Origin of the sequence: Corynebacterium sp. HMSC034E11 (assembly GCF_001835905.1) — a bacterium.
Lineage (GTDB): Bacteria > Actinomycetota > Actinomycetes > Mycobacteriales > Mycobacteriaceae > Corynebacterium > Corynebacterium coyleae.
Genome location: NZ_KV826369.1, coordinates 1 through 12387, shown reverse-complemented (window position 1 = coordinate 12387; position 12387 = coordinate 1). Strand labels below are relative to the sequence as shown.

The following is a 12387-nucleotide window of genomic DNA, read 5'->3' as shown; positions in this document are numbered from 1 at the left end:
GCCGAACTGGACCACCTACATCAGATCAGACACAGGCGCGCAGACAGTGCCACCCATTCTGAACGAATGAGTACGCCAAAAGCACATTGCGAAAACCCTGGACAGTGCCCGCAATACCCTTGCTGGCACTTCCCAGCACCAGCTGGTGCTCCTTTCCCAGCGGAGGCGCGTCACCTGCTCCTTCAGCTCTTTTAGCACCGCCGGGAGCATCGACATCTTTAGGTCGATGTCGTTTCCCCTTCTTCTTACGCTCGAAGTGCTCCCAGAACTCGCGCTCGCCTCCCCAGATCCGTTATTGCGATCGATCACCCGACTTTGTTCGAAACGCGTGGGCATGAGGGCCGCTTAGGAAGCACCGCTTGGAAGCCCCTCGAACACTGCGAAAGTTTCACGCTGCTATTTCCTGGCCGATGCTCTCTTCGGTCTCATTCCTGCGGATCAAGCTTTTCCACGACCTTCCAGAATAGGTTCGGATCCTTGGCCCCCTGTCTACCCGCAGTACTATCCCACCTACGAACGTTGCCGGGCGTAAAGGTTGGAGACTGTTTGTTAGATGCAATGATCAACCGCTCACCGTGGTCGAACAACTTAGAAGGGAGGCTTCTCCATGCGGTGACCGACCTCGTCAGGAAAATGTCAGCTCCGTTGGCAATTGCCTGATCAAGAAGGTGTAATGAATACTCCTGGCTAGGCAATTTTGATTTTTTGATCTTTCCGGTATCCGCCTTGACGGAATGGTAGGGAAAATATTCAAGCACAGCAAATTTTTTTCTTAGAATTCCGTAGGCACGGTCAAGACTCGAAGGAAAATTCTCACCTTCGGCAGCCAGAACAACTTTATGAAAGTTTTCGATCGAGGGCTTTTTGAGTTTCCTCAGCTCTCCCCGAGCCCGTGGTGAGCTCAGTGCAAGCAGTAGCAGTTGAAAGCGGGAACGCCGCGCAAATCGGTACTCCCACCCAGATTTCGTTTCGATTTCGGCACCGAAGTACCAAGTGTGAGGCGCACTATAGAGTTCTTTGCCACCCTCACCGAAATTCGGAGTGGGTTCAGCCCAATACATTTCCCTTCTCTCACCGGAAAGATTGGCGAGAATATCTTCGTGCTTTGGTTTGAAAGCCCTGTAGTCGCTAGAGATTCCCTTTTCATAATCGTCCGAAAGTGCACCGCCAGGATTCAGCTGCAGCGCTACAAAAGAGGCGGTGGCAGGATCTCCAATGAATGGCTCAGGTAAAACTTTTAGCTGAAGCTTCCACTTATCGTCTGTAATGTCATCAAACGAACCAAGGCAACCCTCATCACAATCCGCCACGTACTCGCCATCATCAGGTAGACCTTCCCACGGGTTTCTCATGAACCCACGCTAGCATTGCCGCGCTCCAGAGGCTCGGGAGATTAACCGTGGAAGCGCCGCCCTCCACTGCGACGCACCTCCACAAACTGGAAGAACTTACCGATCTCGGCCTAGCGGTTGGGGCGACGAGGCGGTAGGCCCTTGTAGAAGGCCCCCTCCGCTCCACCACTTCGAAGTGGCGTACCGAGTTAGCCGAGAAGACCTCGACGCCTACCCTACTGCTACCCGCCGCCGTTCCACAGCTTCATCAAAGTGGTCGTAAATGCGACACGCCGCCTTGTTGAAGAGCCGCGCGTGCAATTCATTTTGATGCTGGACGGTGCGGATTGTCGGACTCCCTGCCGTTTCAGCGCGGAAAATAGGCTACTCGTTATCCATCGTGAAGATCACGATGGAACCAACAAGTTTGAAGCCTCGGAACCAGATACTCAACGCGCCACGCGGACCGACCACCGTCGGACTGTTACTCGATGCGCACACAAGTGTTGCCGGATAGTCTCCACAGTGTCACAAGATACGCGGTCGCAACAGGGCTACCACGATTTGGAAATCACCTGCGGCACAGTTCAATCACGCTGCAATGGGATCAAAGAAGCCCATTCCTCAGCTGCAAAGTCTGAAACCGAGTATTCGCCTGACTCGTAGATCAAATCAACTAAAGCGCCTTTTCCGTCCAGTACACATGCGAATGCTCTATCCGTTTCGCATTGCGTCTTCTTCGCCTTTAAGTAACGGGCAAACTCTGCTTTTTCTTCTGTGAATTCCACGCTGCCTCTCGTCTTGAATACCAATAGGCAACCCGGTTGAGTAGGCGAACGATCTTCAAAGAAAAAAGTAAGCTTGTGCGACATTGAATCGGCTCGAGTCTTTCTGACTATCTGGTTGATCCCGCAGAGAATTTCTTCCTGTGAGTTCTCGCCGATCGACATCAGCGCGGCTCCGAATTCAAACCAATGAGGCAACTGTTTCGAACGACTTTGCCGGACGTACCGAAGAAGAGGGGTCTCTTTCATTTCTGGCTTCGATTCAGAATCCCCATAGAACCAGGCGTCGACATCGGATGTCATGGACATCACTAGCGCAGGGATCTTCGCATCAGCTTCATCTTCCGCCCACAACCCTGTCTTCCTAAAAACTTGGAAAAGGTCAATTTCGTCTGTAGTCCGATACTTCTTCGCGATCATCGGATCTCGACGACGTCTCAAGTAGGCAAGAAGTTCAGATGGTTCTTCAATGAGAGCTAGAAGTAGCTGCAAATCGCCGAGCGATACCACCCAGGGCAGCTGGTCTTCTTTTTCTAGGATTTTCGCGTCGATCAGATCCAACGGCTGCGCTGATAGATCCAGTAGGTCATCTAAGGTCACAATGACTGTATGAATCTCCCGTACTCCGGATAGATCAATCGGCTGTCCACGTTCCAGTGGAATGCACCTATTTTTCTCAATAACATGGCGCATCTTCTCAACCTGCTTTGACGCCTGCGAAATATTTTGATGCAACCGATTCCGAAACTTAGATACTGTGACAGTTTCACCGAGTTTAAAAATAGTACCCGCTTTTGCTTCGAAAATAACGGCGACGTCTCCAAACAACAAAACAACGTCGGCTTCTCCCCTTTCGTTATCCAAGGATCGAAACTTAACGTTTTTCAGTAATTTCGCGTGCGGCAGAAACCGCTCTAGAACCGTCGAGAGTCTCGTCTCAAGAAAACGACTGCGATGATTGCTGTACACATTTTGAGACGCTTTGGCTGTCAACAGAGTCGTTTCGAGATTTCGCTTGATCGAAGGAGCGAGTAAAGCCTCATCAGGAATCAAAAAACGATTCTCCCGTTCTCGCACTAAAGGAAACTCAAATAGGGGACTTGACCCCTCAACAAGCATCGTGCCGACGTGCTTTTCAGGAAGCTCGGAAAGATTGATTGAAAAATCCTCCAGAATTTTTTGCACGACCGGTTCGGACTGGCCGGTGCTTTGAGCGACCTCTCTGGCGGAAAGCGTCACATCTTTGAAAGGCGGGGCAAACATGCGCGCCAACGCCCGCATTACTCGTTCAGCATCTTTGTCCGACAATTGAAACCGCTGGTTAAACAGATCAAGGAGCTGATCGGCAGCATTATTAAACCGGTCATCCGCCGAGTGCGCTAGCCAACCAAAGACCCTCTCAACGTCCCCAAAGGAATATGATCGATTGACCATGAGTAGCTCATCAATACTCGCCGCACTGAACAAGTCGTGGTTTATTTCCATCAGGACTGAACTGTAGGTGGACTCCCGAATCCACTGCCTGACCGCTGAATGACGCGCTGCTATCTGAGCTTGTGAGGACATCTGCCCAGTCTTGTTCAGTTGGAGGGCGGTGACTACCAATCGAATCTGCCGCATGATTTCAAAAAACTTTTCCGCTGCTTCATCCACCACTCCGTTACCGATAGCTGGTTCCGGAAAGCTATCTGCGTCTCTCACTTGAGCACCGCAGTAAAGCACAAGCGTTGCGGCTTCCACCAAGGAGATCGAATAATCTCGTCCTTCATTCAGTCGCTGGTACGAAAGCTGGTTACGGGCATTCACAAACGACAGCATGCGCATGACCCCAATCACGCGCGCTGGGTCATAGTTTCCTGCTAGCTCTCGGAATTGTTCGATTAAGCTATTTAACTTTGATTCTAGGAAACTGCGTTGATCTGTCGATTCATCGTAGTCCTCGGTGATTCGACCGAGCATTTCGAGTTGGTGCTCGATTGTCCACAACTCAGGATTCTCAATCAAAGCTGCCGCTCGGCGCTCCTCGTCCTTACGCGAGCGAACCAGGGCCTTGGTTCGCTGCTTCGACTTCCGATAAGCCATTAATCACGCCCTGTCTTTTAGCGCTGCCGCCGTGTACCCAATCGAAATTCTTCGGCTAAATCATGCATTGAGCTGCTAGCTTCCTTGATCTTCTCATACATGGCAAGCAACTTTTGGTTGGGCAGCTTAAGCATTCAGTTTGCTACTTAACCCACGAGCGACCTACTGGCCAATCTCAAACCGCCAGTTGCGAACTACCACACCCGCGGCGTACCGATAACTACACCACCGTGGGCGTTCATTTGAGATCCATCGGCTTCCATGCCGACGATCTCAACTCTGATGTTCTTCCCACGTTCGGTGAACTTGTGCTCAACGTACTGTGGCTTCCCCGCAGTAATCTCGACGTTCTTGACAGTCTTGCCATCAACACGGAAAATCAGCACTGCCTTTGCAGGCACCGGACGCGAGCGGCCATTGCCTTGGTCTTGAATTCCGACCACGGCACCAAATGCGTCGATGTCGTCGCCAGCAAATTCGAAATACCTTGTTCCCCATCCGCTGAAGATGCCGGTAGTTACAAGAGAGTCCATGTAGGTTTTCCCACCGAGTGAAAATGGGCCAAAACCTTGCATGTCATCTGCTCCGACTCGCAGGTCAGAGAGCAGCTTTCCCTTTTCGTATTCAGGCGATGTCTTAACCGTGACGGGGATGATGCCGAAGTCTTCGCCCAAGCACGAGCTCAGCTCCGTCGCCGAAACCTCCGAGCTACCGCAATCCTTCGAGCGTGCAACTAGAGCGGCGATTGCCACCGCTGCACCAATCGTCACCTGCACTGCGAGAGCGCCCGCCTCAATCATCGAGTAGCGCTTGCCGAAAACGACGACATGCTGTCCGTCAACATAGAACGGGTTAGACATGTCCAGGCGCGGTGTTGCATATGGAGCGGCAACGTCTACCACTTTCGCCCCGCCAATCTGTGCCTGGGCAGGTGCGACACTTGTTCCACCAAACACAAGAGAGCAGGAAAGCGCAATTGCGATTCCTGCCCTGGTTTTATGTGAGGCCATTAGCTGGTTCCTTCCACAGAGATATCTACGATCATTCGCAGATTACCCTAAGGAAGTTACTAATATCCAGTATTTCTTCTGGAAATATTAGATTTCAGCGAGCTTAAAGACGCCTCTACGCCCCAATCTCCGCCGGCGTACACACCGGCACCTCGCGCATGAACGCCTCCGGCGCACCCTGCTGGCGCAGTTTGATGCCGTTGTAGCACGCCTGCGTCATGCCCGTCCGCTTCGTGCCATCCGCCGGAATCTTGGCCCACTTGCCGTCAGTGTTCTTGAAGAACAGAATCCAGTCCGTACCCTTCGCCCCCGCAACGGCCCACTTGCCGTCGCAGAAGTTCACGGTCGTACCGAACCCTGCCGGCCACTCCGGCACAACCGCGTCAAACGCGCTTGGCGAGCACGAGTTCCCCGCCGGTTTCGCCTTCTGCTTCGGCGCAAGCGCAGGCACCGACAGTGCCGACGCGATTGCCGCTAGCCCACCAAGCACCTGAGCATTCAGCGGCTCCGGCAATTCCAGCCACCCCTGCTGCACCGCAACTGCCCCACCAATACCGACGGCCGCCAGGACCCCCAGCGAGATGCCCACAATGGCGCCATTGCTTAACGACGACCCCTCATCCCCCGCCGTACCTTCCTCCCGAGTAACAGCGCTATCGCCTTGCGAGGCGCTACTTTCCGCTAACGCATACGGAGCAACAACAGCAGAGGTGGATACGGCGGCAGCGACGCCGAGAGCAAGCATCGGTTTCTTCATGTCGCCCACCCTACTCACCATCACCGCCTATGTCGCGGGAAACAGCGCAATTCCCCACACCCCAAGCGCAACCGCCATAGCGATGAGCAACCACCACACCACCCCACGCGGCCGGCTAAACCAGCGATCCGCCACAAGCCACACCACCGACGGGACAATCAGCGCCAGGCCTAAGAACGTCAGCGCCCGCCAATCCTCAAAGCGCGGCGCCGTGAGCATGAACACCACACCCAACCCAATAAGACCGCCAGCAAGTGCGTGTGGACGAACCCCACCAACAGGAATAATCATAACCGCCACATTAACGCACAAATACCCACATTTACCAGGCGATTTTGCACCTTTAACAATCCACGCTATTGTTATCTCTCGTTGCACAGCAATGAGCAACACAACAAAATATTCCTCCATAGCTCAGTTGGCAGAGCATTCGACTGTTAATCGAAGGGTCACTGGTTCGAGCCCAGTTGGAGGAGCAGGTTAATATCCCGGAGCTTTGCTTAAAGCTCCGGGATATTTTATTAAACCGAGCGGAGGGGTTATGGGGGGGTTAAGGGTCAAAAGTGTGTCTGGCTCGGCGTGTCGCGGATGGGCACACCGTTTACTACTGAATCCGCTATCTCATGAGGCCTTTTCTGATTCCTATCGAGTGTTCGTACTCGGTTGGGATAGCGTTGTCGTAGAGGACTGGTCGGCCTGTTTCCTGGTCGGCTTGGTTCTCGGTTTGGGTCAGGGTGGATACTTTGGCAAGTTGGCCCTGTCCCCAGTTGGACTGCCTCGCGATGCCTAACGGATCGTCAGGCAGTTACTTTTTGGTGCGGGGCACCCGAGCATTTTCCGTTGACGTTCCCCGTCCCTGCCGCGATGCGCGTCGGCGATGCGTTTGAGCCCGGCGTTGACACCGCCTTCCAGACTGTTTGTCGTTGACGCCCAGCGTTTTTGGCTCAAGCGCATTCGGTGGAGGCTGCAGGTAGGTAAACAGCCAGTTGTTGCGCGATAGGTGCAGCAGTGAGTTGTAGGCTTTGCGCACCCGTAGATGGGCCCATTCCCACTGCTTATTGAGTGTGCGGCGCTTGTTTGGCACAGGCGTTTTCTCGTTGAGGAATGCTTTGAATACCTGCCCGAAGTCGTGCAGACGCAGCGTCCACTCCCGTGCTTGGTCGAGTGTGGTGATACGGGTTAGTTTCAACGCGAGTGCGTAGATGGCATTGCCGGCGTCGGTTGTTGCGCGGGGGTATCTAGTAACACCGTGGTGACTATCGGGTAACGCAATGGTGAGTATCGAGCAACGCTTTGGGAGAAGATTCTTCTGACCACGTGGCAAAAGGACACGCGGCATCATCGGAGGAGTCCGATCGTGACTGATTACCGCGCCGTGATGGACCTTGTCTTACAAGGCTGGTCCGCCAAATCTGCTCGACACTGCGGGTCAACGATTTTCACCTCCCAGTTCACGCCCGATGAGCGGTACAAGTCCATCCCGGATGCCGTCATCGCCGAGTCGATACTGAATCGGCTTGTCGTTGGCGCTGAGATCATCACGCTGGAAGGACCGAACATGCGCCTAGAAGCCAATACGAAGTAGCGGATCATGTTCTACGCCCGGGTGTTACTCGATACTCACCCGCGCGTTACTGGATACTCACCTCAGCGTTACTAAATCCGTGGACCTAACAGCGTCGGTTCGTGGCCGTGAGGTGGTGTAGCGGCGGATGACGCGCTGTACATGGACGAGGCAGCGTTGGATCATCGCGTTCGGCCAGCAGGCTTTAATCGCAGTCAAAGCACCTTGTCCACCGTCGAGGACGACACAGAGCGGTTCAGCAATTTTGCGAAGTAGCTGCGTATACGCATGGGCGGTTTCGTGTTTGGCCCAGTGCCAGGCGATGACGTGGTCGTGGACGCGCTGCCACGAGCAAGCATCCGGCGGCGGTGTAGGTGCCGTCGATGAAGATCTGATCGTAAACGCGCTGCGGATCACCGTTGTTGGGGATGTCGATAAGCCAAAACGGTTTGAATCGACGGTCAAGTGTCCAACGGCTCACCTTGTGTTGCTCGGCGAGTTCAGACAACGCCGCTATGGAGGTCGCATAAGCAACGAAGGCTTTAAAGTCGCGGGTCAGCGTGCGGTCGCTGCGGGTTCGTGTCGTGGAGCTGCCGCAGTTCGGGTCCTTGCATCGCCACCTGGTTGTGCCTTTGGATGTGGTTCCGTTTTTCTTTATTTACCCAGCACATACCGGGCACCGTGGTCTGTTTTTTACTCACCCGGAAAGCACACCAACCCTCGACTAGCACATGCGGGTGCCATTCCGGAGGATTGAGCGCAATTCGGACGGATATAAGGTTGTGATGCCTATATCCGCCCGATTTACCCAGCCTGATCAGCAATAACGCCGAAACTCAGAAACACTTTCTGCCGGTTAACAGCAAAAAGCGGAAATCGAGGGGTCGTGGGACTCGGGTGACTAAGCAAAGCTTGGGGCTACAGGAACGCCTTCATGCTGGTGCCGTGAGACATTATGAGGACCCCATTTGGAGGAAACTCTATTGGTCAATTTTAATCAAGGATGCGTGTCCATGCTTGCGAATACTGATCTTGAGGATAATCGTTTAGGGTAAGTAACGCATTTTCGCGCATCTCTTTGTATCTTTGTTCATCAGCGTAAAGATTCTTAATCTGCTCATACAGCGAAGACGGGGACCCATCGAACATCAAACCGTTGATCCCGTCCCTCACTAGTTCCAAGGGGCCGTATTTCGTTGGTGAACTAATTACTGGGCAAGAGCAGCTGAATGCTTCGAGGATAGTGAGCCCAAAACCCTCAAACTTGGAATTCATTAACAGAGCATCACAGTTGTCATACCAATTAAGAGGCTCGTTTTGATATCCATGAAAAGTTACAGCATCCTCGATCCCTAAACGTGAGACAAGCTCTCTTAAATGTGCACTCTCGGGCCCTTCTCCGACGAGATCGAGTCGTAGCTTAGGCAGATCTTCTAGAGCTTTGGCAAAACCTTCGATCAGTGAACCAACTTGCTTCTCGGGCGCAAGGCGTCCGAGGTACAAGAGCCGATAGGCGAACATTTTGAAGTCAGGTTTAGGCTGAAACGAATTGGGATTTGAAAGCGCATGCGGGATGGCTGCAGAGTTTTCCTCGTTTAAATCCGGCATTAAGGTGCGTAGGTCCGCCAGTTGTGCATTGGTGATGCAGACAACTTTTTTGAGCATTCCTTTTCCGGGAACATAACGGGAAAGCCAGCCCTTGTACCGTAAGGGGTTCTCGTATCCACTGCCGATGAAGTGGGTGGTGTGCATTACGCCGATGCCCGTGACGTGATCGAGGCTTTCTCCTTGAATCAGCAAAGGCATGGTCATGGGCTCGTCCGATATCACTGAGACTTGCTGTGTGAAAGTGTTCAGCCAACGTCCGAGCATTGCGGAACGTAGGTCATTCCATGTTGGAAATTCGGAAGTATCTTCCGACTCATCTCCAAAGTAGATAAACCTATCCTGCTTTCCCTCGGGTGATATCCAAGCACTGTAGACCGGTGCGCCTGCCTCGCCAAACACTGTTTCGAAGCGGGGATTCCACGAAGTGTCAAAATATTGCACTTTCCGGATATTCTGGGCGCGATCGAAGAATGCTCGGTGCGTAATTACATGGGGGCTCAAGGGAGAGTGATGGTCTTCAAATAGCTTATGTCCCGAGCTATCAAGTTTTTCGAGGCCTAAGAACCTGCCGAGGTTGTCGAAGTGACGGACGACCCTATCGTTGCGGTTCTCTGCTTCGACTCTGTTTGCGGATCTAGTCCAGCCAGAAAGGCTCCTATCGACATCCATCGGAATGTCACTGTTTACTAAAGAGTGAAAACGTGCGTCGGTGTGTAGAAGGCCTTGTTTCTGTAATGCCAGGAAAATCTCTTTGGCATCCGGTTGGTATCTGGTTACGCAGACGATTACCGTATAACCCTTTTCGCAGTACATGTTGACCCGCTTGTAAACCGCTTTCGTGAGACCACCTCGATTAAATCCGAGTGAATCCATAAGTTGCACGACTGTCCGCATAGGGGGCTCCTTTAGGGCGCGAGGGGAATAGTAATAAGGAAGCTTTCTATTAGACTACGACTCTAATGAAGGTTTCACTTATCAGATTTCTGAGTGTGGTTCCGCTTTTCTGACGGTGGCGCGGGTAGCTGTGTCGGCCGCGCACGGATCCAGAGAGATAAACGAATGTACGTAACATTGTAAGTTTTAAAATCGGAAGGTGGGTAATGTTCAGTTTAAAAGTCGAGCGGATAACGCTTGAGTCGAACAAAAAGTAAGGGATTTGAGAGTGTCCGATTGCTTGTGTTTGGGGGGTGTTCCTATATAGGTTGTCAACTCCGTGGGTGAGGTTGTTGGGGGTATGAAGGGCTTCTGCTTCGCCGTGTGAATGTTGTTTTCGGGCATCTCGAGGAGCCGATTGGGCTTGCTGCTCAATCGGCTTGGGTGGGAGCTGTTGGTTCTAAGCTGCTGTGGCCTCTTGGACTGTGGAGATGTCTCGGTAGAGCTCGCCGCTACGCATCATGGCGAAGAGAACGTTTAGGCGTCGGCGTGCGAGTGCGACAACTGCGGCGTTGTGTCTTTTGCCTTCTTTGCGTTTTCGTTCATAGAATTGTCGGGAACGCTCGTGGAATCTGATCGATGCAAAAGACGATTGCCATAGGGCGTTCTTTAATTTTTTGTTGCCAGCCCGGTTGGGCGAATTCGACATGATGGACGTTCCCGACTGATTCGTCCGCGGTGATAGGCCTGCATAGGACGCTAGGTGCGCTGCATTGGGGAAGTCGGACATATCGCCAACGGTCATGAGGATCTGCGCGGCGCTACGCGGACCGATGCCGGGCATGGATAAAAGAATCTCGGTGTGAGGAATGTCCTGGATGAGCTTGAGCACCTGCGTCTCGATTTCTTTACGATGCTCGAGTTTGGCCAATGCATCTTTGGCGGACATTGCTACGCCAAGTTCGGCGTATTCTGCCCCGGCAATGGACACGGTCTGCCCGTGGATGGCAGCAAGCATGGCATCGATGACAGGCTCAGGATTGCGCGCCCTGTGACTGCGCGCAAAGGCTGCCAGACGTGCTCTACCGACGCGTCGAATCTTGGTGGGGCCACCGTATTTGGCAAGTAGGTGGAGGATCCACTTGCGATGAATCACCTGTCCGCGCAGAACATGTTCGAATGCAGGATAGGTTCCCACGAGCGCGGATCGCATCTGGTTAATCAGGCGTGTGTAGGCCCGGGCGAGATCTTCGTCAATACCGTTGAGCACTTTCAGCTGGATAAAGACTTCCTCAACGCGGTCGACGCTGCGCAAGGCATCCGGAAGTTTAAGACCGGCATGGGCGATGACGTAGGCGTCGCGCACATCGGTCTTGGAGTTGCCGACGTGGATGCGAGAGAGCTGCCGCATCGCAAGCCCCGGTAGATAGCGAACGTCGGCCCCCATGTCTTGGGCGACTGCGACGGTTAACCGGCCGATGTTGTTGGGTTGATCGACAATGACAAGAACCGAAGCGTCATCGGCGAGAAATTTGCCGAAGAGCTTGCGTAGTGAGCCTTCATGCTGGTTGATGCGTTCGGACAGGACTTGTCTGCCTTGGGAATCGAGGACGCAGGCGTGGTGGAAGTATTTGCCGACGTCCACGCCAATGACGAAGTCATAGGCCATGGGTGTGTGCCTCCTAGCGATGAATGAGAAGTTGGATTATTTATGCTTCATCGCTGGGGTTGGTCGGACATACTTGCACTGGCATCCACATTACTGTGAGACCTCATACCACCTGGGCTGGGTCAAGTTCCTATTAGCAGTTTGAGTATGTCACTGTCTTCGGCGACATCACCCCCCGGATCATTTTCAGACAGGGACAGGAATAAGCCATACCGAAGCCAGCGACTAGTTCCACTGTTCTTGCGAACGGAGGGAACGGAAGTAAACATAACCCGCCCAATCGGGTGGACGGCCTATGAATCTTCGGTGCCCTGGGGTGGAACTGCTAACAACGTAATGGGGTTGGTTTACAAGCAGTCCGCGAATCGGTCAGGGTAAGCCACGGCTAGTTGGTTGATGGTTTGTTTCCAGCCGGTGGCTTTCGCTCCTTCAATATAGCCGTTGCACTCAACGTCGCGCTTTGTTTTCTTCGCTCGCTGGGCAGCGCGCTTGTCTTCGATGTTGCAGATCATCAGCCAAAGCGTCTTCAGCGCCGCGGTATCGTTCAGAAACTAGTCCTTGTCGCGGGTAGTTTTGCGCAGCTCAGCGTTGAGCGACTCGATTGAATTAGTGGCGTACAACACTTTGCGCGCCGCCGGCGGGAACTGCGGAAACGGCACGAACCTCTCCCAGGCGTGTGTCTGATCTGATGTAGGTGGTCCAGTTCGG

8 protein-coding genes, 1 tRNA gene and 3 pseudogenes are annotated in these 12387 nt (G+C 53.2%); 2 read left to right on the top strand and 10 right to left on the bottom strand.

Features of this window, described 5'->3' with window-relative positions; all coding sequences use genetic code 11:
- Positions 1–425: 425 nt before the first annotated feature.
- The 5 genes from HMPREF2690_RS00240 to HMPREF2690_RS00220 form a co-directional block, all read right to left on the bottom strand.
- On the bottom strand, positions 426–1352 hold the full coding sequence (locus HMPREF2690_RS00240; RefSeq protein WP_070819852.1) for a hypothetical protein: 927 nt from the start codon (positions 1350–1352) through the stop codon (positions 426–428).
- A gap of 566 nt (positions 1353–1918) precedes the next feature.
- Positions 1919–4198 carry an NERD domain-containing protein gene (locus HMPREF2690_RS00235; RefSeq protein ID WP_070819851.1) on the bottom strand — a complete coding sequence of 760 codons (2280 nt, stop codon included), beginning with the start codon at positions 4196–4198 and terminating at the stop codon, positions 1919–1921.
- Positions 4199–4392: 194 nt separating this feature from the next.
- Positions 4393–5208, bottom strand: coding sequence for a hypothetical protein (locus HMPREF2690_RS00230; RefSeq protein ID WP_070819850.1), 816 nt, complete (start codon positions 5206–5208; stop codon positions 4393–4395).
- A gap of 115 nt (positions 5209–5323) precedes the next feature.
- Positions 5324–5965, bottom strand: a complete 642-nt coding sequence (locus tag HMPREF2690_RS00225) for a hypothetical protein (RefSeq protein ID WP_141761151.1) — start codon at positions 5963–5965, stop codon at positions 5324–5326.
- A gap of 27 nt (positions 5966–5992) precedes the next feature.
- Entirely contained in the window at positions 5993–6256 is a 264-nt protein-coding gene (locus tag HMPREF2690_RS00220) for a hypothetical protein (RefSeq protein WP_070819848.1), read from the bottom strand.
- 112 nt (positions 6257–6368) lie between these two features.
- Between HMPREF2690_RS00220 and HMPREF2690_RS00215 the strand changes: the two genes are divergently transcribed.
- Positions 6369–6441 (top strand) — tRNA-Asn (locus tag HMPREF2690_RS00215).
- Positions 6442–6581: 140 nt separating this feature from the next.
- On the opposite strand, the pseudogene HMPREF2690_RS11585 reads toward HMPREF2690_RS00215, so the two are convergent.
- Positions 6582–7271, bottom strand: a pseudogene (locus HMPREF2690_RS11585) (IS256 family transposase); the annotation flags it as partial.
- Between the two features lie 51 nt (positions 7272–7322).
- Between HMPREF2690_RS11585 and HMPREF2690_RS00210 the strand changes: the two are divergent.
- On the top strand, positions 7323–7550 hold the full coding sequence (locus HMPREF2690_RS00210; RefSeq protein WP_070819847.1) for a hypothetical protein: 228 nt from the start codon (positions 7323–7325) through the stop codon (positions 7548–7550).
- 60 nt (positions 7551–7610) lie between these two features.
- Here the strand turns inward: HMPREF2690_RS00210 and HMPREF2690_RS11580 are convergent.
- From HMPREF2690_RS11580 to HMPREF2690_RS11575, 4 genes and pseudogenes are all read right to left on the bottom strand, one after another.
- Positions 7611–8187, bottom strand: a pseudogene (locus tag HMPREF2690_RS11580) (transposase); the annotation flags it as partial.
- Positions 8188–8522: 335 nt separating this feature from the next.
- Complete coding sequence (locus HMPREF2690_RS00205; protein ID WP_070819846.1) at positions 8523–10031, bottom strand: glycosyltransferase; 1509 nt, start codon at positions 10029–10031, stop codon at positions 8523–8525.
- A 439-nt stretch (positions 10032–10470) separates the two neighbouring features.
- Complete coding sequence (locus HMPREF2690_RS00200) at positions 10471–11679, bottom strand: IS110 family RNA-guided transposase (protein WP_070819845.1); 1209 nt, start codon at positions 11677–11679, stop codon at positions 10471–10473.
- A 347-nt stretch (positions 11680–12026) separates the two neighbouring features.
- Positions 12027–12387, bottom strand: a pseudogene (locus HMPREF2690_RS11575) (transposase); the annotation flags it as partial.